Annotated in this window: 18 protein-coding genes; 11 read left to right on the forward strand and 7 right to left on the reverse strand. The window is 65.8% G+C overall.

The features are described from left to right. Positions 1-4: 4 nt before the first annotated feature. The 4 genes from ACSFCA_RS30510 to ACSFCA_RS30525 are packed head-to-tail and all read left to right on the forward strand — an operon-like array spanning position 5 to position 5156. Positions 5-922 (forward strand): ABC transporter permease, encoded by a 918-nt coding sequence (locus ACSFCA_RS30510; protein ID WP_258351653.1) that lies wholly within the window; start codon positions 5-7, stop codon positions 920-922. After that, positions 922-2550, forward strand: a complete 1629-nt coding sequence (locus ACSFCA_RS30515; RefSeq protein WP_435462104.1) for an ABC transporter ATP-binding protein — start codon at positions 922-924, stop codon at positions 2548-2550. The genes ACSFCA_RS30510 and ACSFCA_RS30515 overlap by 1 nt, the downstream gene beginning before the upstream one ends. A gap of 11 nt (positions 2551-2561) precedes the next feature. Beyond that, positions 2562-3650, forward strand: a complete 1089-nt coding sequence (locus ACSFCA_RS30520; protein WP_258355380.1) for a tartrate dehydrogenase — start codon at positions 2562-2564, stop codon at positions 3648-3650. Positions 3651-3671: 21 nt separating this feature from the next. Then, entirely contained in the window at positions 3672-5156 is a 1485-nt protein-coding gene (locus tag ACSFCA_RS30525; protein WP_435462105.1) for an NAD-dependent succinate-semialdehyde dehydrogenase, read from the forward strand. Positions 5157-5163: 7 nt separating this feature from the next. Here the strand turns inward: ACSFCA_RS30525 and ACSFCA_RS30530 are convergent, their stop codons facing one another. The 3 genes from ACSFCA_RS30530 to ACSFCA_RS30540 all read right to left on the reverse strand — a co-directional run bounded on the left by ACSFCA_RS30530 (position 5164) and on the right by ACSFCA_RS30540 (position 10068). Then, the gene (locus tag ACSFCA_RS30530) at positions 5164-7416 is read right to left on the reverse strand and encodes a LamG-like jellyroll fold domain-containing protein (protein WP_435462106.1); all 2253 of its coding nucleotides are present in this window, start codon (positions 7414-7416) and stop codon (positions 5164-5166) included. Between the two features lie 176 nt (positions 7417-7592). Beyond that, the gene (locus tag ACSFCA_RS30535; RefSeq protein ID WP_435462107.1) at positions 7593-8852 is read right to left on the reverse strand and encodes an NAD(P)/FAD-dependent oxidoreductase; all 1260 of its coding nucleotides are present in this window, start codon (positions 8850-8852) and stop codon (positions 7593-7595) included. Between the two features lie 73 nt (positions 8853-8925). Then, positions 8926-10068 (reverse strand): saccharopine dehydrogenase family protein, encoded by a 1143-nt coding sequence (locus ACSFCA_RS30540; protein WP_258351658.1) that lies wholly within the window; start codon positions 10066-10068, stop codon positions 8926-8928. Between the two features lie 418 nt (positions 10069-10486). Here ACSFCA_RS30540 and ACSFCA_RS30545 point away from each other — a divergent pair, with 418 nt between their 5' ends. From ACSFCA_RS30545 to ACSFCA_RS30575, 7 genes are all read left to right on the forward strand, one after another. After that, positions 10487-11290 carry a transporter substrate-binding domain-containing protein gene (locus tag ACSFCA_RS30545; protein ID WP_258351659.1) on the forward strand — a complete coding sequence of 268 codons (804 nt, stop codon included), beginning with the start codon at positions 10487-10489 and terminating at the stop codon, positions 11288-11290. A 10-nt stretch (positions 11291-11300) separates the two neighbouring features. Continuing rightward, positions 11301-12104 (forward strand): amino acid ABC transporter permease, encoded by an 804-nt coding sequence (locus ACSFCA_RS30550; RefSeq protein WP_258351660.1) that lies wholly within the window; start codon positions 11301-11303, stop codon positions 12102-12104. A 1-nt stretch (position 12105) separates the two neighbouring features. Beyond that, positions 12106-12918 (forward strand): amino acid ABC transporter ATP-binding protein, encoded by an 813-nt coding sequence (locus tag ACSFCA_RS30555; protein WP_435462108.1) that lies wholly within the window; start codon positions 12106-12108, stop codon positions 12916-12918. A gap of 88 nt (positions 12919-13006) precedes the next feature. Then, a complete protein-coding gene (locus ACSFCA_RS30560) occupies positions 13007-13459 on the forward strand; it encodes an Lrp/AsnC family transcriptional regulator (RefSeq protein WP_435462109.1) in 453 nt (150 codons plus the stop codon). Positions 13460-13475: 16 nt separating this feature from the next. Beyond that, positions 13476-14168, forward strand: coding sequence for an aspartate/glutamate racemase family protein (locus ACSFCA_RS30565; RefSeq protein ID WP_435462110.1), 693 nt, complete (start codon positions 13476-13478; stop codon positions 14166-14168). Between the two features lie 364 nt (positions 14169-14532). Further along, positions 14533-16287 (forward strand): branched-chain amino acid transaminase, encoded by a 1755-nt coding sequence (locus tag ACSFCA_RS30570; protein ID WP_435462111.1) that lies wholly within the window; start codon positions 14533-14535, stop codon positions 16285-16287. 21 nt (positions 16288-16308) lie between these two features. After that, a complete protein-coding gene (locus tag ACSFCA_RS30575; protein WP_435462118.1) occupies positions 16309-17874 on the forward strand; it encodes an acetolactate synthase large subunit in 1566 nt (521 codons plus the stop codon). A gap of 8 nt (positions 17875-17882) precedes the next feature. Here the strand turns inward: ACSFCA_RS30575 and ACSFCA_RS30580 are convergent, their stop codons facing one another. The 4 genes from ACSFCA_RS30580 to ACSFCA_RS30595 form a co-directional block, all read right to left on the reverse strand. Then, positions 17883-19349 carry an aminotransferase-like domain-containing protein gene (locus tag ACSFCA_RS30580; RefSeq protein ID WP_258351663.1) on the reverse strand — a complete coding sequence of 489 codons (1467 nt, stop codon included), beginning with the start codon at positions 19347-19349 and terminating at the stop codon, positions 17883-17885. A gap of 7 nt (positions 19350-19356) precedes the next feature. Then, positions 19357-20811 (reverse strand): dihydropyrimidinase, encoded by a 1455-nt coding sequence (gene hydA / locus ACSFCA_RS30585; RefSeq protein ID WP_435462113.1) that lies wholly within the window; start codon positions 20809-20811, stop codon positions 19357-19359. A 2-nt stretch (positions 20812-20813) separates the two neighbouring features. Beyond that, the gene (locus tag ACSFCA_RS30590) at positions 20814-22313 is read right to left on the reverse strand and encodes an NCS1 family nucleobase:cation symporter-1 (RefSeq protein WP_435462114.1); all 1500 of its coding nucleotides are present in this window, start codon (positions 22311-22313) and stop codon (positions 20814-20816) included. A gap of 126 nt (positions 22314-22439) precedes the next feature. Continuing rightward, on the reverse strand, positions 22440-22660 hold a 221-nt coding region (locus ACSFCA_RS30595), incomplete at its 5' end, for a hypothetical protein (protein WP_435462115.1).

Below are 22660 nucleotides of genomic sequence, written 5' to 3' on the forward strand. Positions count from 1 at the left end.
AAGCATGGAACCGTCCACTTCCCCCTCCTCTTCTCCGGCCGTGAATGCCGCGGCCTCCGCTGCTGCCGTGCCGCCGCCCGAGCGGAAACGCAGCCGTCTGCACTGGCTTGCAGGCTTCGGCGTCTCCGGCCTGCTCGGCCTCGCGGTGCTGCTCTTCTGGATGCTCGCTGCGGTGTTCGGCCCCTGGCTGCTCTCGTACAGCACGGCATCCACGGGCACCTCGAACGTCTTCATGCCGATCGGCGCAGCGCATTGGCTCGGCACCGACTACCTCGGCCGCGACATGCTGGCGCGCGTGATCGAAGGAGCGCGCTACACGGTCGGCGTCGCGCTGCTCGCCACGCTCGTGGCCAGCGGCACCGGCACCGTGCTGGCGCTGCTGGCAGCCGCCAGCGGCCGCTGGATCGACGCAACGCTCAGCCGCTGCCTCGACACCCTGACGGCCATTCCGAGCAAGATGTTCGCGCTCATCATGGTGGCGGGTTTCGGCTCCTCGGTGCCGATGCTGGTGGTTACCGCGGCCATCATCTACGTGCCCGGCGCCTACCGCATCGCGCGCTCGCTGGCCGTGAACATCAACGCGCTCGACTACGTGACGGTGGCGCGCACGCGCGGCGAAGGCACGCTCTACATCATGCTGCGCGAGATCCTGCCCAACATCGTCGGCCCGATGCTGGCCGACCTGGGCCTGCGCTTCGTCTACACCGTGCTGCTGCTGGCGAGCCTGAGCTTCCTCGGCCTGGGCATCCAGCCGCCGGCCGCCGACTGGGGATCGCTGGTGCGCGAGAACATCGGCGCGCTGGCCATGGGCGGTGCCTCGGTGATCGTGCCGGCGCTGGCCATCGCGAGCCTGACCATCGCGGTCAACCTCGTCATCGACAACCTGCCCGGCGGCGCCGCGCGAGAAAAAGGAACACGCTGATGGGAGCACCACTCACAGTCCGGGGCCTGAGCATCTGCGCCGGCGCGAGCACGCTGGTCGACAACCTGAGCTTCTCCGTGCAGCCCGGCGAAGTGCTGGCGCTGATCGGCGAGTCGGGCTCCGGCAAGACCACCACTGCGCTGGCGTTGATGGGCTATGCGCGCCACGGCTGCCGCATTTCGGCGGGCAGGGTGCAGATCGGCGACACCGACGTGCTGGCGCTCGATGCACGTGCGCAGCGCGCGCTGCGCGGGCGCACCGTGGCCTACATCGCGCAAAGTGCGGCGGCCTCCTTCAACCCCTCGCGCACGATCATGGACCAGGTGGTCGAGCCGACCGTGATCCATGGCCTGTGCAAGCGGGCCGAAGCGGAGGCGAAAGCGGTGCAGCTGTTCCGCGAGCTGGCGCTGCCCGATCCGGAAAGCATCGGCGCGCGCTATCCGCACCAGGTGTCGGGCGGCCAGTTGCAGCGGCTGATGGCGGCGATGGCGCTGATCGGCGACCCCGACCTCGTGATCCTCGACGAGCCGACCACCGCACTCGACGTGACCACGCAAATCGAAGTGCTGCGCGCCTTCCGCCGCGTGGTGCGCGAGCGCCGTGCCACCGCGGTGTACGTGAGCCACGACCTGGCGGTGGTGGCGCAGATGGCCGACCACATCCTGGTGCTGCGCAACGGCCGCATGCGCGAGATGAACGCGACGGGGCAGATCCTCGCCGCGCCGGCCGACGAATATACGAAGAGCCTGCTGGCCGCCGCGCGGCCGGTGCCGCGTGCTTCAGCCGGGGCCACCGACGACGGCCGGGAGCTGCTGCTCGAGGTGCGCCAGCTCTCGGCCGGCTACGGCCCGGTGGATGCGCAGGGACGCCCGGCCAAGCCGATCCTGCAGGACATCGACCTGAAGCTCTACCGCGGCCAGGCGATCGGCGTGATCGGCGAATCGGGCTCGGGCAAGACCACGCTGGCGCGCGCGGTGGCTGGCTTGCTGAAGCCCAGCCACGGCAGCGTGCTGTTCCACGGCCGCGAACTGAAACCGACGCTGCAGCGGCGCGAGCGCGACGAGCTGCGCCGCATCCAGATCGTGTTCCAGATGGCCGACACGGCGCTGAACCCGTCGCAGACCATCGAGCGCATCCTGGCGCGGCCGCTGGAGTTCTACAAAGGCCTGCGCGGCGAGCCGCTGCGCAAGCGCATCCGTGAATTGCTGGACCTGGTGAAGCTGCCCCAGACCGTGGCCGGACGCCTGCCGGGCGGCCTCTCTGGCGGGCAGAAGCAGCGCGTGAACCTGGCGCGCGCGCTCGCGGCCGACCCCGACCTGATCCTGTGCGACGAAGTCACGTCGGCGCTCGACACCGTGGTCGGTGCGGCGGTGCTCGACCTGATGGCGGAGCTGCGGCGCGAACTGGGCGTGTCTTACCTCTTCATCAGCCACGACCTGCACACGGTGCGTGCGGTGTGCGACGAAATCGTCGTGATGCAGCACGGCCGCAAGCTCGCGCAGGTGGCGCGCGCCGACTACGACCGCGGCCCGCATCACCCCTACTACGAACTGCTGGCGCGCTCGGTCCCCGAGTTGCGCCAGGGCTGGCTCGACGACATGGACCGCACGGCGGCCCTCACATCATGAGAAGGACCGAAATGACACCGACCTTCCGCATCGCGCTGATTGCCGGCGACGGCATCGGCAAGGAAGTAATGCCCGAGGGCCTGCGCGTGGTGCAGGCCGCCGCGGAGCGCTTCGGCTTCGAGCTCGACTGCCGCACCATCGACTGGGCCAGCGCCGACTACTACGCAGCGCACGGCCAGATGATGCCGGACGACTGGAAGGAACAGCTCAAGGGCGTCGATGCGCTGTTCTTCGGCGCCGTCGGCTGGCCCGCGACGGTGCCCGACCACGTGTCGCTCTGGGGATCGCTGCTGAAGTTCCGCCGCGAGTTCGACCAGTACATCAACCTGCGCCCGGTGCGCCTGTTCGAGGGCGTGCCCTGCCCGCTGGCCGGCCGCAAGCCCGGCGACATCGACTACCTCGTGGTGCGCGAGAACACCGAGGGCGAGTACACCTCGCTCGGCGGCGTGATGTACGAGGGCACCGAGCGCGAGATCGTGATCCAGGAATCGGTCTTCTCGCGCCACGGCGCCGACCGCGTGCTGCGGTACGCCTACGAGACCGCGCGTGCGCGCAAGCGCAAGCACCTGACGGTGGCCACCAAGAGCAACGGCATCGCGATCAGCATGCCCTGGTGGGACGGACGTGCCGATGCGGTGGGCCTCGACTACCCCGACGTGACGGTCGACAAGCAGCACATCGACATCCTGTCGGCGCGCTTCGTGCTGCAGCCCACGCGCTTCGATGTGGTGGTGGCGAGCAACCTGTTCGGCGACATCCTCTCCGACCTCGGGCCCGCGACCACCGGCACCATCGGCCTTGCGCCGTCGGCCAACCTGAACCCCGAGCGCAAGTTTCCGTCGCTGTTCGAGCCGGTGCACGGCTCGGCGCCCGACATCTACGGCCAGAACATCGCCAACCCGATCGCGATGATCTGGTCTGGCGCGCTGATGTTGGACTTTCTCACGCAGGGGCAAGGCGCAGGCCGCGCGGCGCACGATGCGATCCTGGGCGCCATCGAGGCGGTGCTGCGCGAGGGTCCGCGCACGCGCGATCTCGGTGGTACGGCGAGCACCACCGAAGTGGGCATCGCGATTGCCGAGCTCGTTGCGGCCGCCTGAAACAAGAAAGACTTTTCGACCATGACGACACTCGAACTCGAACACAAAGACCTGATGCCCGGCCGGCATCTCATCGGCGCCGAATGGCGCGAGGCCAGCGACGCCCGCCGCCTCGACGTGACCAACCCCGCAACCGACGCCGTCTTCGCGAGCGTGCCCGACGGCACGGCCGCCGACGCACGCGCGGCCGTCGACGCCGCGCACGCGGCCTTCCCCGCATGGCGCGCAGTGCCTGCGAAGCAGCGCGCGCAGATCCTCAAGCGCTGGAACGACCTGATGCTGGCGCATCAGCAGGACCTGGGCCGCCTCGTCTCGCGCGAGCAAGGAAAGCCGCTGGCCGAGGGAGTTGGAGAGATCGCCTACGCGGCCAGCTACGTCGAGTGGTTTGCCGAAGAGGCCACGCGCGCCAATGGCGAAGTGATTCCCGCGCCGGTAACTGGCCGCCGCATGCTCGCGTTGAGAGAGCCGGTCGGCGTGGTCGCAGCGATCACGCCCTGGAATTTTCCGGCAGCCATGATCGCGCGCAAGATCGCACCAGCCCTCGCAGCGGGCTGCACGGTGGTGTGCAAGCCGGCCGAAGACACGCCCTTGACTTCGCTGGCCCTCGTGAAGCTGGCGCAGGAAGCCGGCGTGCCGCCAGGCGTGCTCAACATCGTCACCGCATCACGCGAACGCACACCCGAGGTGGTGGACGTGTGGCTGGCCGATGCGCGCGTGCGCAAGATCAGCTTCACCGGCTCCACGCCCGTGGGCAAGCACCTGGCGCGGGCTTCGGCCGACACGCTGAAGAAGCTCTCTCTCGAGCTCGGCGGCAACGCGCCCTTCATCGTGTTCGACGACGCCGACATCGACGCCGCGGTGGAAGGCCTGATGGCCTCCAAGTTCCGCAATGGCGGCCAGACCTGCGTGTGCCCGAACCGCGTGTTCGTGCAGGCCCGGGTGCACGACGCCTTCGTCGACAAGCTGGCCGCGCGGGTCGGTGCGCTGCGCGTGGGGCCCGCCACCGAGTCAGACTCGCAGATCGGTCCGATGATCAACGCGCGCGCGGTCGACAAGATCGAGCGCCACGTGCGCGACGCCGTCTCCAGGGGCGCGCGCATCGTCGTCGGCGGCGAGCGGCTGCGCAATGCACGCTGCGATGGGCCCAACTACTACGCGCCCACCGTGCTGGTGAATGCCGACTCGACGATGGAATGCAGCTGCGAGGAAACCTTCGGCCCCGTGGTGCCCGTCATGCGCTTCGAGACCGAGGCCGAAGTGATTGCCGCAGCCAACGACACACCCTTCGGGCTCGCGGCGTACTTCTATTCGACCGACGTGCGCCGCATCTCGCGCGTGGCCGATGCGCTGGAGTCGGGCATCGTCGGTATCAACGAAGGCGCGCTGGCCGCCGAGGCCGCGCCCTTCGGCGGCGTGAAGGAATCAGGCTACGGCCGCGAAGGCTCGGTGCATGGCCTGGAGGACTACATGCACATCAAGTACGTCTGCCAGGGCGGGCTGGGCTAGAAACTTCCTACTGGGCCAGCGCCGCCACGTCCGCGCTGCCCAGCGCGCCGCTGTAGATGCGGAAGTCGTCGATGCGCCCCTTGAGATACGAATCGCCGGAGAACTGCGAACGCCCCAGCCAGTTCTGCGTTGTCGAGCCGAGGTCGAAGGGCCCCAGGCTCATCTGCGCGTTGGAGCCGGCCTCGACGCCGTCCACGTACAAGGTGCCGAGCGCGCCAGACACGGTCACCGCAACGTGCACCCACTTGCCGGTCGGCAGCGCCGCCGATCCGTCGATCACCTGCTCGTTGTAGCCGTGGACGGTGGAGATCGCGAAACGCGGCGTGCCGCTGTTGCTGCGGGCGGTCAGCATCATGTAGCGGCGCTCGCCGGAGCCGAAGTCGAAGACCCGCGACCACGTCGCGAGGCTGTCGATGTACAGCCATGCGGTGATGCTGAAGTCGGCAAGGTCTTTCGACACCACGCCCGCAGGCAGGGCGACATAGCTGCCGGCCTTGCCGTCGAGCACAACTGCATTGCCTTCGCGTCCGGCAACCCAGGCCGCGCCGCCTTGCAATGCGCTGGCGCCGAACCGGCCGGTCGCGTCGGCAGCTGTGGTGCCGCTCGCTTCATCGAACTTGAGCTGCATCAGCAGCTCGGCCTTGATCGCTGCCCTCTCTTCATTGGAGGCAGCGCTCTCACCCGACGCAGTCACCGCAACGATCACGTAGTACCAGACTTCTCCGGCAACGACGCTGCTGTCCGTGAACGTGAGCGTGTCAGTGATGTCCGGGGCGATGGTGCTGTACGGCCCGCCCGCGGTGCTCGCGCGCTTGACCGAATAGCTCTGCGCGTCGGGGCAGCCCCACCATGACAGCACCACCTGCGTGCCGCGCACCCGGGCCGTGAGCCCGCTCGGCTTTCCCTGTGCCGCGAGCGGATCGCGCGTGAAGGTCAGCGTGCCGAAGCCCAACTGGTCGCCGTTGCCACCGTCCCCCTCAGGGTACATCTGCGCGACCTGCAGGGCGGTGTAGGGCGTCGCGATGCCCAGGCGATTCGCGTAGTGGTTGTGCACGCTCTCCCAGACAGGTCGGCGGCTCCCCTGGCTTCCCGTCGACAGCACGGATTGCGTGCCCTGCCTGTTGATGTTGGTGACGTACGGCACCGTGTAGAAAGCGCCCGCACCATCGCGAAGATTGGACTTCGCCACGTACTCGGCACCGGCCAGGAAGCGGTTGTTCTCGTAGCCGTAGATGTCGTCGCCCTGGTTCCAGGCCATCTCGCAGAATGCGCCCGCAAGCCCGATGCCGAGCGTGCTGTGCCCCTGGTCGCGCCCGCTTTCCTGCCATTGGCCAAGGTAGCCGGGATGTACGTAATAGACCGCTTGCAGGCCCGCGCCGTTGCCCTGGCCTGTCTTGTAGTAGCTCATTGCCTCGTCGTAGATGTCCTGCCGGTCGCACAGCACGCCGATGGCCAGCATCGCGGCCAGGGTGCACTGGTCCCAGTTGGCCCAGTAGTTGGTGATGCCAGTGACGTTGGTGCCGTTATGGTCGGTGAGGAAGCTGTGGTTGAGCGGGTAGAAGATGTCCAGCATCATCTTCTGGAAGCGCGCGAAATCGGAGGCGGCCCAGCCCTCGTAGGTGCGCATGATCTCGGCCGCGTTGGCGAACTGGTAGCCGTAGATACCAGCGGCCAGGAAGCGGTCCGCATTGCCGGTGAGCGTGGTCATCGTGGATGACCATTCGTTCAGGAAGACCACGGCCAGATCGGCATAGCGCGTGTCCTGCGAGACCTTCCAGCGCAGCGCCAGTTGATAGGCGCGCGCGATGTCGATGTACATCTGCGCGAAGTTCTGGCCGTCGCCGCCGCGGATCACGGTGGCCAGCGGGCGCGGCTTCGCACCGAGCTGCGCGCGGCCGTTGCCCGTCAATGCGTTCCAGCCGTCGAGCCAGGGTTGCGCCTTGTCCTTGACCTTCTGGCGCATGCGTTCGAAGTCGGCTTCGGTGTGCAGCAGGCCGGGGTGCACGAACTTGCGCGCCTCCACGGATGGGGTCGTCGATTCAGGGACAACGACATCGGCAACGGCTGCTGCATCGGCCGACCCTGCCGCGACCGTTCCCTGCTGTGCGGCGCCAGAGGTGCCAGCGCCCGACGCGACCGAGAAGCTGCCTCCTCCACCGCCGCAAGCCGTTGTTCCCAGTGCCAGGGCGCTTGCCGTGCCCAGAAAAAACGTACGGCGGTCCAGAGAAAAGCCGCTCTTGTCGTCCAACGGATGTGCCATCTGCCAAATTTTTGTAAAAATTTAATTCAGCAACATGCATGCCAATCGTTTGCGCCGCACAACCGCGTGCCATTGGTAACACGGACGAATGCATTGGGCGCGGATTGCTTTGGCGAATCGCGCAATCCCATGACATTGATGTCACAGGCGGCTTGCGACAGCGCCAGAAATGTCGGCTATCGAAGAAAGCGACCGGGCGCGAACGGCAGCGGATCGATGTCGCAAGGCTCACCGTGCATCAGCGATGCCAGCAGGCGGGCTGTTCCCGGACCGGTGTTGAAGCCGATGTGCTGATGGCCGAACGCAAGCCACAGGCCGGGATGCCGCGGGCATTCACCGACGATCGGCCGGCTGTCCGGCAATGTGGGCCGGCTTCCCATCCAGGCCTCCGGTTCGAGACGGCTTTCCAGCGGAAACGCTTCGCGTGCCGCGCGTTCCGCAAGGTCGAGTTGAACGAAGTTCTTGGGCGCATCGCGCTGCGCGAGCTGCACGCCGGTGGAAAGGCGCAGGCCCTGCTCCATGGGCGACAGCACATAGGCGCCGCCGGTGTCGTACACGGGCCGTCCGAGCGAGGCGTTGCCCACCGCGCTGTAGTGCATGTGATAGCCGCGCTCGAACGCCATCGGCACAGAAATGCCGAGCGACTTCTTCGCGAACTCCCGGGTCCACGGCCCCAACGCGAGCACGACCTTCGACGCCTCGTGCATCGCGCCGCCCTCCTCGCGGAGCTGCCAGGCATCGCCTGCGCCGGAGCGGCCGAGTCCGCTGATCGACGCCTGTTTGATCTGCCCTCCGCGTGAGACGAAAAGCCTGGCGTACGCCTCCACGACGCGGCCCGGGCTGTCCACCGAATCGGTGTCCTGGATCCACAGCGCGCGCGGAAAAAGAGGCTTCAGATGAGGCTCGATGTCCGAGAGCTCCTTCGCATCCAGCACGCGCGTGGCAACGCCGAAGCGATCGAAGGTCTCGCGCGAAAGACGGCTGCCGGCAAAGCCTTCTTCGTTGCGGTAGAGAAACAGCCAACCGTTGGTGCGCAGGCGATGCGCCGCCTCGGCCTCGACGAGCAGGCGCCGGTGTTCCGACGTCGAGAGCCGGATCAGCGCATCCAGCGCGGTGGTGGTTTCCTGGAACACGCTGACGCGCGCACTGGCAAGAAAGCGCACGGCCCACGAAAGATTCTTCGCAAGGAACGCGGGGTCGTAGCGAAAGCTCGCCGCAGTGTTCTTCAAAAGCTTCGGCAGTACCGACCACAACCCGGGATGATTGAACGGCATCAGCGAGCTGCGTGCGATTACTCCAGCGTTGCCATACGAGGTCTCTCGGCCCGGGGCAGTGCGGTCGAAGAGCGTGACCTCATGCCCTCTGCGTTGAAGCTCCAGGGCGCACGACACGCCGACGATGCCGGCGCCCAGAATGGCAACAGTGTTCTTGTTCATTCCCTCGATTTTCGTCGGCGGCGAGGGCCAGGCCAGGTACGCGACGTCCTCGGCCTGCAGATGGACGGATCGATCAGGCGTGCGCGGGTTCGCCCTTGGGCCTTGGCGCGGGAGCGAACGACGCCACGCCCAGGCCCTGGTAGTAGTGGCCGACCTTGGTCGCAAGGAACTGCCCGAGCGGCGCCTGCTCCTGCCCGACGAAACCGTGCGCGGGAAGCTGGCCCTGCCGCAGCAGTTCGAACACGCCGACGACGCCGGCGGCCGTGGTCAGTTCGATGGCGGTACGGTCCTTGCCACGCAGCGGCGCTCCGAACACGCGCCCGACGCGCGTCTCCTGCTCGAAGCGGCCATTGCGCATGCCCGAGGCCGATGCAAACAGGATCACCACGTCTTCGCGGCTGTGCGGCACCGCATGCTCGAGCACCTGGCGCAGCAGGTCGCGCCGCTCGATCAGGCGCAGGTCGTGCAGCAGGAAGTTCATCGCGTCGCGATGGCCGGGATAGCGGATGGTCTTGTAGTCGAGGTTGCGGACCTTGCCCTCGAGCGTCTCGCACAGCGTGCCCAGGCCGCCGGAGGTGTTGAAGGCCTCGAAGGCCTCGGCATCGAGCGTGAAGGTCTCGTGCCCTTCCATCGGCTGCACCGACACCAGCTGGCCGTTCACGATGGCGTCGCACGGATTGCAGTACTCGTTGATGACGCCGTCGATGCTCCAGGTGAAGTTGTAGCGCAGGCTGTTGGTGGCATTGCGCGTGAGTGCGCCCACCCGCAGGCGCAGGTCGTAGAGCTCGTCGAAGCGGCTGGCGAGGTAGCCGCCGAGCATGCCGATCACGCCGGGCGCCAGGCCGCTCTGGGGCATGAGGACCGAGGTCGCCGTCTTCGAGATCTCGCGGATGGCCTTGGTCGCCGCCACGTCCTCGGTGAGGTCGAAGTAATGCACGCCGCATGCAGCGGCTTCGGTGGCCACGCGCTGCGCGAGGAAGAACGGCAGGCAGTTGATCACCACCGAGTGCGCGCGCAGCGCCGTGCGCAGGTCTTCGGTGCTTTCGACGTCGAGCGCGATGCGCTGCACCAGCGGGTCGTTTTCGTCGCCGCGGCCCGGCCTCACGTCGGCCAGCGTCACGGGCAGGCGGTGGTATTCCGCAATCATGTCGGCCACGGTGCTGCCGACCTTGCCGGCACCCAGAACCAGAACTTTCTCGATCTTCACTTTGGTCATTTCATTTCTCCTGCGGGGCACCGTTGCCCTGTAAAAGAACTGTAAAAGTGAGTCCTGGCAGTTGATAGAGAGCAGATCGGCGAAAGGGCTGCGCGCTTCGTCGATACGACGACGCCGTTCGTCAGCTTGGACTATCGGCAGGAGTAACGTCTTTTCAGATCCGAAGTCGCCGCGCGCAACGAAGCGCTGCGTGCCCGGCCGGAACCGTCGAAACGACGCGGCAGACTGCATATCGCCGAAGACTCTGACGGTATGACGAGAGAAATCCGTCGTCCTGACGATGTGCCGCGTTGCTTGTGACAGTCCGCACTTCTAGACTCGGACTCGGGCTGGGAAGCGATACTTTCCTTTTCTTTTTATGGCGAGCTTCTTGCTTGGAGTGAACGTGCTTACCAAACGAATCCTTTTCCGTGCCCTCGTGGCTGTGACAACCGTCTGCGCGCTGGGCTCGGCCTTCGCGCAGGAATCAGCAGAAAGCTCGCTGGCCCGCGTGCAGCGCACCAAGGTATTGCGCGTCGGTGCGGTCGCAGGCGCCATTCCGTATTTCGCCAAGGACATCACCACCGGCAAGTGGGAAGGCTTCGGCCCCGACTTCGCGGAAAGCCTGGGGCAGAAGCTCGGCGCCAAGGTCGAGTACGTCGAGACCACCTGGGGCAACGCGGTGCTCGACCTGCAGTCCAACAAGATCGACGCCATGTTCGGCATGGCCCCCACGCCGGCCCGCAAGGAAGTGGTGGGCTTCTCCGACACGCTCTTCGACAACACCTACACGGTGGTGTGCAAGAAGGGCATTCCGCAGAAGACCTGGGAGCAGCTGAACTCGCCCGACATGAAGATCGTGGTGGACGTCGGCTCCAGCCACGACCAGCTGGCAACGCGCGTGCTGCCCAAGGCCGATGTCTCGCGCCTGGAAAACTCCGGCGCCGCCACGATGTCGCTGCAGGCCGGCCGCTCCGATTGCCAGGTGCTGGTGATCCTGCTGGCCCAGCCGCTGCTCGCCAAGCGCGGCTCCATCGGCACCATGTACATCCCGCAGCCGGTCTACACCGCGCCGGTGAGCATCGGCCTGCGCAAGGAAACCGACACCGGCATGCAGAAGGCCGTCAACGCCTGGCTGACCGATGTCCGCGCGAAGGGCGAAGTCCGCAGCATCATCCTGAAGAACATGGAGAAACTCGCGGGCGTGCCCGCCAGTGCCTTCCCGCCCGAAATCAAGTTCTGAGGACGCCCCGATGGACAGCGTGGAATCTTCGAGCGAGCCGAAGAGCCGCTCCCAGCTCGGCACGGCCCTGCTGATCGTCCTGGCCCTCGCGGGCGCCTGGGCCGCCCTGAAACACTTCTCGGGCGGTGCCCTGGGAGGCGCAGCAGGCGGCTACGACTGGGACTTCGGCGTGCTCTGGAAATACCGCAGCCTGCTGGTGTCGGGCCTGCTCTACACCCTGCTCTTCACGGTGATCTGCGTAGTGCTGGGGCTGTTCGTCGGCCTGGTGACGGGCCTGGGCCGGCTGTCGAGCAACCCGCTCATCACCGCGCCGCTGCGCGCCTACATCGAAGTCTTCCGCTGCACGCCGGTGCTGGTGCAGCTCGTGTGGTTCTACTACGCGCTGCCGGTGCTGACCGGGCTCGAGATGTCGGCGGTCGTGGCCGCCACGCTGTGCCTGTCGCTCTACGGCGGCGCCTTCTATTCGGAGATCGTGCGCGGCGGGATCATCTCGATCGACACCGGCCAGACCGAAGCCGCCAAGGCGCTGGGCATGACGCGGCTGCAGATGCTGCGGCGCGTGATTCTTCCGCAGGCGTTCAAGAAGATGGTGCCGCCGCTGATGAACCAGTCGATCATGCAGCTGAAGAACACCTCGCTGCTGTCAGTGCTGGCCGTTCCCGACCTGCTCTACCAGGGCCAGGTCATCGCGCACGACACCTACCGGCCGCTGGAGCTCTACACATTCATCGCAATCGCCTACTTCGCGGTTCTGCTGCCCATCACGATCTGGGCCAAGCGCATGGAATTCGGCTCCGGCCCGAAAGAGGTTTGACATGGCCAGTCCCCTGATCGAAATCACCAACCTGAAGAAGGCCTTCGGGCAGAACGTCGTGCTGAAGGACATCTCGCTGCAGATCGAACGCGGCCAGGTGGTCGCGATGATCGGGCCCTCGGGCTCGGGCAAGTCGACGCTGCTGCGGTGCATCAACCTGCTGTCGATTCCGAATGCCGGGCGCATCACGGTCGGCGAGCAGACCATCGAGTTCGACGGCGCGCGCACCACGCTGCCCAGCGAGCGCAGCCTCGCGCGCTTCCGGGCCTCGACCGGCATGGTGTTCCAGCACTTCAACCTCTTCCCTCACATGACCGCGCTGCGCAACGTGATGGAAGGACCGGTCACCGTGCTGAAGACGCCCAAGGCCCAGGCCGAGGCCGAGGCGCGCGCGCTGCTGGCGAAGGTCGGCCTGCTCGACCGGGCCGACTACTACCCGGACAAGCTGTCGGGCGGACAGAAGCAGCGCGTTGCGATCGCGCGCGCGCTGGCGATGAAGCCCACGGTGATGCTGTTCGACGAAGCGACTTCCGCGCTCGACCCGGAGCTGGTCGGCGAAGTGCTCAACGTCATCAAGGGTCTGGCCCGCGAGGGCATGACGATGATCCTCGTGACGCACGAGATCAGCTTTGCACGCGAAGTGGCCGACCAGGTGATCTTCATGCGCGACGGCGTCGTCGCCGAATGCGGCCCGCCGGGCGTGGTGATCGACAACCCGCAGCAGGAATCGACGCGTGCCTTCCTCGGGCGCTTCAAGGCTTCGTCGGAAGCCGCCAGCAGCAGTAGCAACAACGTCGTCGCGACCGTAGCGTGAGCAGGCGATGGTCCCCGCCATCGAGATCTCGGCGCCCGACGGCCGCGACGCGGCGGCACAATCCACTCATTTCCGCTGCAGGGCCGCCATGGACCTACGACTCGACGACCTGGACCGTCACCTGTTGACGCTGCTGCAAGCCAACGCCCGCGAGCCGGCCGCCAACCTCGCGCGCAAGCTCAAGGTCGCCAGGACCACCGTGGTCGCACGCATCGCGCGGCTGGAGCGCGATGGCATCGTCTCGGGGTACGGGGTGCGCCTCGGCCAGCGGCTCGAGCAAGCTGCGGTGCGGGCCTTCTGCGGCCTCAGCGTCAATGCGAAAAGCGCCCCCGTGATCATCAGGGCGCTCGGGCGTTTGCCCGAAGTGGAAGAAGTGTGGGCCGTGAGCGGCCAGTTCGACTACATGGTCCTGCTCCGGTGCAGCAGCCCCGAACAGCTGGACACCCTTCTCGACCAGATGGGACAGATCGACGGCGTCAACCAGACGCAGACCTCGATCGTGCTGAGCCGCAAGATCGATCGCCGCAGCACGGTGGAGTGACGGCAGGCCCCCCACGATGACAACGATCCGCGACGCCGGTGCCTTCCTTGGCGTGCTGATGCTCGACACGCGCTTTCCGCGGCCACCGGGTGACATCGGCAACCCTGAAACCTTCAGCCGCCATGGCATTCCGGTGCGGTTCCATGTGGTCACGGGAGCTTCGCCCGAGCGCATCGTGAAGCAGGCCGACCCAGCGCTGCTGCAGCCCTTCGTCGATGCCGCGCGGGCGATGGTCGACGAGGGCGCGGGGATGATCACGACCAGCTGCGGCTTTCTGGCCGCCTACCAGGACACGCTGGCCGACGCCGTGCCCGTTCCCGTCGTCACGTCGAGCCTGCTGCAATGCAGGGACTTCGCGCGGCCGGGCATCCTGACCTTCGATGCTGCTTCATTGAGCCCCGCCATCCTGGCCATGGCCGGCGTGCCGCAAGCAACGCCCGTGCAGGGCGTGGAGCCGGGGTGCGAGTTTCACCGGCGCATCCTCAACAACGAAACGCAGCTCGACCTCGTCGAGGCCGGCCGGAATGTGGTCGACGCCGCATGCCGCCTTGTAGGCCTTGCGCCATCGGTCGAGGACATCGTGCTCGAGTGCACCAACATGCCGCCCTACCGCGAGGCGATTGCGCGCGCGACAGGGCGGCGCGTGCACGACATCGAAACCCTGCTGGCCGCGCGTTGGGCGGGGCGCGGGAAGCCCCACAGCAAGTAAAGGCGCGCCGCAAGCCGGCCACCTCTTCCACCCCTGAATTCCTGACTGCGGGCACGCCATCGGCGGCAGCCCGGGCACCGCCGACGGCCGAATTGCGCCACCAATACAGCCCCCACTTTGGTGCCAATACAGTTATTTATAACGATTTGAACCGTAAATGGAATGCCTTCGACAAGGCACCGTACGATCCGCTCGGCTTCAATTGTTTTTATTCTTCAATCTCCTTTTCGAGCAAATACGGACAGTTAATCCTTTTTATTTAATTCGACAAATCATCAATCCCGACAGGGACTTTTTTGGCCCAACTGATGCCGAAGGCTTTTTATCGCCTCGGATTTCCTTTTCTTCATCTCCTGGAGATTTTATGGACAGCAATTCCGGTCGATCGGTATTTCCAGCACCGCACCCCAGCATCGCGTGGATGGACGGTGAATTTGTCAATTGGGAGCAATGCACTTTGCATGTTCGCACCCAGGCTGGATTTTTTGGTGCGAACATATTTGAAGGGCTTCGTGCTTATTGGGACGAGGCCACTCAAAAATCGTACATCTTCCGCCTGGACGATCATCTGAAACGGCTCGAGCAGTCGATGAAGATCATGCGAATGAAGTCGCGCTACGATACGCCAACGCTCCGGCAGGCGACAGTCGAGCTGCTGAGCCGCTGCGAATTCCAGGCGCATGCGCAAATCAACCTTTCGACGTATTTCAGATATTCCGGCCCTGGCGAGCCATTGGTTGCTACCGAAGACACGGGCGCACACGTTACCGCAATTCCGCTGCCGCGCTCCCCGAAGATAGAAAAAGGAGTTGCCGCTGCAATTTCCACCTGGCGCCGAATTTCGGACGACTGCATACCGCCACGCGCCAAGGTAGCGGCCAATTACCAAAACAGCCGTCTTGCACAAAACGAAGCGCGCGATAACGGTTTTGATATCGCGATCATCCTGAACAACAGGGGCAAGGTGTCCGAAGGCCCGGCGGCATGCCTTTTCATCATCAGGGACGGCGTGCTGATCACGCCCCCGACATTCGCCGATATCCTGGAAAGCCTGACCCGCGATACGCTGATCGTGCTGGCCAGGGAGAAATTGGGGTTGCAGGTCGTGGAGCGCGAAATCGACCGCACCGAATTGCTGATTTCCGATGAAGTGCTGATGTGCGGCACCCTGTTCGAAATACTTCCCGTGACTTCCGTCGATCGCCTGCCCATCGGCGACGGCGAGGTGGGGCCAATCACCCGCCAGTTGCAGGCGCACTACCTGACGACGGTGACGGGCGGATACCCGGAATATTCGTCCTGGTGCACCGAGGTGGCCGCGCCGCCCGCGGTGCTTCCGCCCAAGGTCACACTGACTCACCAGGAGGCCATCGAGTGGGTGGACAGCGCCGACAACGCCTACCCGTGGGCCAAGGCGAGCCTGGAAGACTTCAGCGGCTACCTGCGGGAGCCGAGCAAGTTCCCATGCAACTTCGCGCGTACGGCGTTCCGCACGAACACGCTGCATTTCGTCTTCGCGGGCTCCGACACCGATCCGCTCGAACTCGCTCGCGTGCGCCAGGGGCTGCGCGAGTACCTGAAGACGGTCTCGGTGATGACGGGGATCGAGGAGTCCATGAACGTGCTGGTGATCCTGTTCAAGCCCGAAGCGCAGGAACAGGCGCTCGATCACTACCACCAGACTGCGTGGCACGTGATGCAGGACTGGGTCGACAACGATCCCGAACCGTGGCCACCCGAGATCCCCACCGACCCCGAGCAGCCGTTCTGGAGCCTGTGCTTCGCGGGCGTTCCGCTCTTCATCAACGTCAGTGCGCCGGCGCACCGGCACCGCAAGAGCCGCAATCTCGGTCGATCGCTGGCCATGGTCACGCAGCCGCGGGCGGGCTTCGACCTGCTCGCCGGCCCCACGCCGGAGGGCGACAAGGTGAGGCAGCGAATCCGCCGGCAGGTGGAGCTGTACGACGGGCAGCCGGCGCCGGACGTCGTCGGCACCTACCACCGGGGCGACCTCGAGTGGAAGCAGTACGTCTTCACGGACACCAACGACGAGAAGCTGACCCGCTGCCCGCTGCACATCGACGCCGCAGCACCTGCGCAGCAACGCCGCACGGGCTGAAGAAGAAAGATGGAGAACGAATTGAACGGCTCCGATGTCATTTGCGAAACCTTGATCGCCTCCGGCGTCGAGGTCTGTTTTGCCAACCCGGGAACATCCGAACTTCACCTGGTGGCCGGCATGGAGCGCCGGGCAGACCTGCGCTGCGTGCTGGGCCTGTTCGAAGGCGTGGTCACGGGCGCGGCCGACGGCTATGGCCGCATGACCGACAAGCCCGCCGCGACCCTGCTGCACCTGGGCCCGGGCCTGGGCAACGGGCTGGCGAACCTTCACAACGCCAGGCGCGCCAGGACACCCATCGTCAACATCGTCGGCGACCATGCGACGCACCACCTGCCCTTCAATGCTCCACTGACCTCCGACATCGAGAGCCTCGCCAGGCCGATGTCGAACTGGTACGGACGCATCGGCTCCGTGCATGACATTGCCTCGACCGTTTCCGATGCGTGCCGGGCAGCCAGGTCGCTGCCCGGTGTCGCCACGCTGGTCGTGCCCGCGGAAGTCACCTGGGGCGATGCCGACCCGGTGCAGCCGCCGAGTCTCACAAGATTCGCCGACTCACCGCCGCCCCCTGATCGCGAGAAGGAACAGCGGGCCGTGGCCCTGCTGCGCAGCGACCGGAAGACGGCGTTGTTTCTCGGTGGCCGCGCACTGCGGCAGGAAACCCTTGCGCTCGCTTCCGAGATCGCGCGCAAGACCGGCGCCAGCCTGCTGGCCCCCTTTGCGAATGCGCGCATGGCACGCGGGGCAGGAAGGCCCGCCGTGCCGCGCGTGGCCTACGCGACGGACCTGGCCGTGGCCCAGCTGGGGCAGTTCGATGCGGTCGTCATGATCGGCGCCGAGCGGCCGGTGGCATTCTTTGCGCATCCGGGCATGCCGAGCCGCCTGCTTCGCGAAGATTGCGAAGTGATCGAGCTGTGCGAACCGGGGGGCGATGTTGCGGCGGCAATCGAAGGCCTTGCGGAACACTTCTCTTCGGTCCGGCTGGTCCTGGACGAGCCGCCGCCCGCAAGGCGCCGCGACCAGCCACATCTTCCACTAGGCCCACTCACGAACGAAGCGCTCGCGGAGCTGATTGCCCGGCTGCTGCCGGACAACGCCATCGTCTGCGACGAGGCCCTGTCTTCCGTGACGCAGCTTTTTGCCAAGTCGTACGACGCGGCACCGCACGACTGGCTGCAGATTACCGGTGGCTCGATCGGCATCGGGATTCCGCTGGCAACGGGCGCTGCCATTGCCTGCCCCGACAGAAAAGTCATCACGCTTCAAGCCGACGGCAGCGGCATGTACACGCTGCAGGGGCTCTGGACGCAGGCGCACGAGAACCTCGATGCGATCACGATCGTTCTGGCCAACAGGAAGTACGCGCTGCTGATCGACGAGATGCGGCGCATGGGCGTGAAGCCCCCCGAACACCAGACGCGCGGCAGCTTCGACCTCACCGATCCCATTCTCGATTGGGTCTCGCTGGCAAAGGGCATGGGCGTGGAAGCCGCGCGGGCTTCCACGGCGGAAGAGTTCATCAAGGTCTTCGTCGGCGCGCTGAAGCGCAGGGGGCCTTTTCTGATCGAAGCGGTCCTCTCATGAGAACGCGCTCATAGCGCGGACAGGAACTGCCAGAACCTGTCCGTGTCGCAATAGGCCACGTTGAAGCGGAACCAAGCGCTGGCGGTGTCCGATGCGCTGAAGTACATGCCCGGGGCGAGCCAGATGCCCTGCCTGAGTGCGCGTGCCGTCACTTCCCTGGCCTCGGCAGGATCGATCGGCAGGCGCCCCCAGAGAAAGAGGCCTCCGCGCGGGCGATGGAACAGCTCCACGCCGGCAGCGCAGAGCTTTCGCTCGATCTGCGTGTGCACATCCGCCAGGCGATGGCGCAGCCGTTCGAGATGCTGGCGGTAGGCGCTGTCGACAAGAATCTGGTGAACGGCCTTTTCCGTGACCGCGGAAGAAGTGAGACCCGTGACCATCTTCAGGCGCACCAGCGCTTCCAGGGTGGCCGCATCGGCCGCGATGAAACCCACGCGCAGCAGCGGCGAAATGGTCTTTGAAAATCCGCCGATGTGGATGACCGGCCCGAGGCCCGCCATGGCGGCCAGCATCGGTGCATCTGGCGGAGCGAGCCCGCGGCTCACGTCGTTCTCGACGATGAGCATCTGCGTGCGCTGCGCAATCTGGAGCACCTTGTAGGCCATCGGCAAGGTGATCGACGTGCCCGTGGGGTTGTGCAGCGCGGAGCTCACGAAGAGGGCCTTGGGCTTGTGCTTCTGCACCAGGGCCTCCAGCACGTCGGTGTCCAGGCCCGCCGGCGTGCGCGGCACGAACAGCAGCTGCACGCGCGCCAGCTTCAGCCGTTCGAGCAGGTTGCAATAGCAAGGGTCTTCGACCACGACAACGTCATCCGGCTTGAGGAGAAAGCGGATGACGAGGTCGATGGCCTGCGTGGCGCCCTGCGTGATCAGCACCGAGTTGATGTCGGCAGGCACCCCGAAGCGCGCCAGCTCGAAGGCCACGCGCGACCGAAGGCTTGCGTCGCCGAATGGCTGGCCGTACCCGCCGACCTGGCTCTTCATGGTGCGGCTCAGCGATCGCAGGGCTCGGCCGAATTCGATGCCGTCGAGCCAGCCCGATGGAAGCCACCCGCAGCCGGCCTTGATGGACGCCGTCTGGTCGGAGAACACCTCCGACAGGAGCCATGCATCGTTGGGGCCGGACGGCGGCACGCGCGGCTGCGGTGCGGGCTCCATCGTGACCGGGCTCGCCACGATGAATCCGGCGCCGGGGCGCGACGCGATCATGCCGAGCGACACCAGCCGCTGGTACGCCTGCGCAATGGTGAAGGTGCTGAGCTGCAGATGCATTGCCATCTGCCGCACGGACGGCAGCTTCTCGCCGGACAGAATCCTGCGCTGCCCGATCGCCTCGGCAATGCCGTCCACAAGCTGGCTGACCAGGGAGCTTGCGCGGCCTTTGCGGCGATCGATGGAGAGCTTCAACCCATGGTCGCTCAGCTCCACTGCGTCCCCACCGGCCATGGCTTGCGCGCAGCGCCGGGGTTCGAGCACAGCCTGCTCAAGGCTTCGCCGCCATTGGAGCGAACTGCTGCTTTGCACGTTTGTCGAGCGCCTGGAAATTGGCACCAAATGCAGGGCGCGGCAGATAGCGGCCCGCGCCCCGCTCTGCGCGCAGGTCGCCGTTGGCATGCACCACGCGCCCCTGGCTGACCGTGTGCGTCGGAATGCCGCGCACGGTGCGTCCTTCGAAGATGTTGAAGTCGCCCCTGGAGTGCTGCGTTGCCGCCGAAAGGGTCTTGGAGGCCTGCGGGTCCCACAGCACGAGGTCGGCATCGGCCCCCTGGGCGATCAGGCCCTTGCGGGGATACAGGTTGAAGAGCCTGGCCGCATTGGTCGATGTGACGGCGACGAATTCGCTGGGCGTCAGTCGACCGGAGTTGACGCCGGCGTCCCAGATCACGGCCATGCGTTCCTCGATGCCGCCGCAGCCGTTCGGTATCTTGGCGAAGTCGTCCTTGCCGGCGGCCTTCTGGGCCGCGCAGAAGGTGCAGTGATCGGTCGCGGTGGTCTGCAGGCTGCCCGACTGGAGGCCACGCCAGAGAAACTCCTGGTGCGCCTTCGAGCGGAACGGCGGGCTCATCACGTGTGCCGCGGCACTGGCGAAGCCGGGCGCGCGATAGACGCTCTCGTCGACCACCAGGTGGCCCGCAAGGACTTCGCCGTAGACCCGTTGCCCGGCCGCGCGGGCGCGCGCAATTGCATCGGCGGCCTCCATGCAGGACACGTGCACGACGTACAGGGGAACGCCCAGCACGTCCGCGATGGCAATGGCCCGCTGGGCCGCCTCGGCCTCGACCGCGGGCGGGCGCGACAGCGGGTGGCCCTCGGGCCCGGTGACGCCCCTGGCGGCCAGCTCCTGCTGGAGAAAGTAGACCAGTTCGCCGTTCTCGGCGTGCACCGTGGGCATGGCGCCGAGTTCGAGTGCGCGGCGAAAGCTTTTCACCAGGATCTCGTCGTCGCACATGATGGCGTTCTTGTAGGCCATGAAGTGCTTGAAGCTGCTCACGCCTTCTTCATTCACCAGGGTGCCCATGTCGCGGTGCACGCTCTCGTCCCACCAGGTGATGGCGACGTGGAAGCCGTAGTCCGCGGCGGACTTGCGCGCCCATTCTCTCCAGGTGCCATAGGCTTCCATCAGGGACTGCTGCGCGTTGGGGATCACGAAGTCGAGGATGGTCGTGGTCCCGCCGGCCAGGCCCGCGGCCGTGCCGGTGAAGAAATCGTCCATCGTGACCGTGCCCATGAACGGCAGCTGCATGTGCGTGTGAGGGTCGATGCCGCCGGGCAGCACGTACTGCCCGGAAGCGTCCAGCTGCACCGCGCCGGCCGGCGCCTGGCGTGCGGCATCGGCGCCGATGGCGGCAATCTGCCCGTCGACGCACAGCACGTCGGCCGTGAACTCCCGGTCGGCATTGACGACGATCCCGCCTCGGATCAAGAGCGCGTTCGTCATGCTCAAGCCTCCGAAGGCCTGGTCTGTTGCGGCACCGTCGTCTGCTTCTGCAGCCGCATCGACGCAACGTACACGACGGTCGAGATGGCGATGCCCGCGAACCATGCGTAGGTGTAGATCGTCTTGAAGACTTCGGGCACGTCCGGAAAGACGCTCGGCAGCGCCGCATTGAGGAACCCGGGGAGGTTGGGCAGGACACCGGCGATGAACGCTGCGATTGCGGCAGGGTTCCACCCGTTCTTGTACCGGTACTCGCCATGGTCGCTGTACAGGTCGTTCACCTGCAGCTGCGTGCGGCGGACGATGTAGTAGTCGGCAATCAGGATGCCGGCGATCGGCCCGAGCAGCGCGGAGTAGCCGATCAGCCACGTGAAGATGTAGCCCTGCGTGGATTCGAGCAGCTTCCACGGCATCATCGCGACCGCAATGCCCGCGGTGATGTAGCCCCCGGTGCGATAAGAAATGGCCCGCGGATTCAACGCGGAGAAATCGTAGGCCGGGCCCACCAGGTTGGCCGCCAGGTTGACGCTGACGGTGTCGACCAGCAGCACGATCAGCGCGATGAGCACGGCCGCGCCCGTCATGCGGCTGGCCAGGTCGACCGGGTCCCAGATCGCCTTGCCGTAGATCACGACCGTGGCGGAGGTGACGACCACCGCAAGCGCCGCGAGCAGCCCCATGGGAACGGGCAGCCCGACCGCCTGTCCGACGATCTGGTCGCGCTGCGATTTCGCGAAGCGCGTGAAGTCGGGAATGTTCAGCGCAAGGGTGGCCCAGAAGCCCACCATGGCCGTCAGCGACGGCCAGAAGACCGCTGCGAACTGACCCGCCTTCTTGCCGCCTTCGACGAACTGCGAGGGCTGCTGCAGGATCGGGCCCAGGCCTCCGGCGCGGTTGAGCGCCCACGCCAGCAGCACGAAGCAGATGAGGATCTTCAGCGGCGCCGTGTACGTCTCGAGCTTGCGGATCGATTCGATGCCGTGAATGACGAAATAGAACTGCAGAGCCCAGAAGACGAGGAAGCTCGCCAGCTGGAAGAAGTTGATGCCCAGCCAGGCGATCTTCTCGCCTTCGAGCGGATGGCCGATCAGCACGCCGACCAGCGTGTAGATCATCATCCCGCCGAACCAGGTCTGGATGCCGTACCAGCCGCATGCCACGAGCGCGCGCAGCAGCGCCGGTATGCGGGCGCCCCGGGTGCCGAACGAGGCACGCGCGAGCACCGCGTAGGGAATGCCGTACTTCACGCCCGCATGCCCGATCAGCAGCATCGGGATCAGCACGATGAAGTTGCCCAGGAAGACCGTGCCGACGGCCTCGGACCAGGACATGCCGGACTCGATCAAACCGGCGGCAAGGGTGTAGGCGGGAATGCACATCACCATGCCCACCCAGAGCGCGGCGAAGTGATACCAGCGCCATATGCGCTGCTCGGGCCGCGTGGGCGCCAGGTCGTCGTTCCAGAGTCTCGAGTGGGCTTGCAAAGGTTCGCTTGATTTCATGATTTTTCCTTTGAGAGAGTCACGTGGGGCTGGGAATTGAGCTTCTTCGATATGCCTACTATTTATCCGTATAAAACATATAAATAGGAACATTACATAGCAAGTTCGATGCCCAAACAAGCCCGATCACCGGCCTATTGCGCGTGTTTTTGGTTCAATTGCATTCAATTGCATCGATTTATCATGGGCAATCGGCTCCGCTCGGGAGCTTTCCCAAGGAACAGGGCATGAGATGTAGTCAAGCACCATTTGGCCAAAATGAACAAGGTAATGCGGGACGTCATGAAGATCTGTGTCAGGAAGGTTCTCCTGCCCCAGCGATCTCAGTGGATGCCTTGAGCCAGCAT

Source organism: Variovorax multivorans, from assembly GCF_051216835.1.
Classification (GTDB): Bacteria; Pseudomonadota; Gammaproteobacteria; order Burkholderiales; family Burkholderiaceae_C; genus Variovorax.

What these genes read in the sequence shown, in the direction of transcription:
- ACSFCA_RS30560 (WP_435462109.1), top strand. Translation starts at nt 13,007, where the DNA reads ATGGACCTACGACTCGACGACCTGGACCGTCACCTGTTGACGCTGCTG.
- ACSFCA_RS30510 (WP_258351653.1), top strand. Translation starts at nt 5, where the DNA reads ATGGAACCGTCCACTTCCCCCTCCTCTTCTCCGGCCGTGAATGCCGCG.
- ACSFCA_RS30540 (WP_258351658.1), bottom strand. Translation starts at nt 10,068, where the DNA reads ATGACCAAAGTGAAGATCGAGAAAGTTCTGGTTCTGGGTGCCGGCAAG.
- ACSFCA_RS30515 (WP_435462104.1), top strand. Translation starts at nt 922, where the DNA reads ATGGGAGCACCACTCACAGTCCGGGGCCTGAGCATCTGCGCCGGCGCG.
- ACSFCA_RS30535 (WP_435462107.1), bottom strand. Translation starts at nt 8,852, where the DNA reads ATGAACAAGAACACTGTTGCCATTCTGGGCGCCGGCATCGTCGGCGTG.
- ACSFCA_RS30520 (WP_258355380.1), top strand. Translation starts at nt 2,562, where the DNA reads ATGACACCGACCTTCCGCATCGCGCTGATTGCCGGCGACGGCATCGGC.
- ACSFCA_RS30550 (WP_258351660.1), top strand. Translation starts at nt 11,301, where the DNA reads ATGGACAGCGTGGAATCTTCGAGCGAGCCGAAGAGCCGCTCCCAGCTC.
- ACSFCA_RS30555 (WP_435462108.1), top strand. Translation starts at nt 12,106, where the DNA reads ATGGCCAGTCCCCTGATCGAAATCACCAACCTGAAGAAGGCCTTCGGG.
- hydA (WP_435462113.1), bottom strand. Translation starts at nt 20,811, where the DNA reads ATGACGAACGCGCTCTTGATCCGAGGCGGGATCGTCGTCAATGCCGAC.
- ACSFCA_RS30530 (WP_435462106.1), bottom strand. Translation starts at nt 7,416, where the DNA reads ATGGCACATCCGTTGGACGACAAGAGCGGCTTTTCTCTGGACCGCCGT.
- ACSFCA_RS30525 (WP_435462105.1), top strand. Translation starts at nt 3,672, where the DNA reads ATGACGACACTCGAACTCGAACACAAAGACCTGATGCCCGGCCGGCAT.
- ACSFCA_RS30565 (WP_435462110.1), top strand. Translation starts at nt 13,476, where the DNA reads ATGACAACGATCCGCGACGCCGGTGCCTTCCTTGGCGTGCTGATGCTC.
- ACSFCA_RS30590 (WP_435462114.1), bottom strand. Translation starts at nt 22,313, where the DNA reads ATGAAATCAAGCGAACCTTTGCAAGCCCACTCGAGACTCTGGAACGAC.
- ACSFCA_RS30570 (WP_435462111.1), top strand. Translation starts at nt 14,533, where the DNA reads ATGGACAGCAATTCCGGTCGATCGGTATTTCCAGCACCGCACCCCAGC.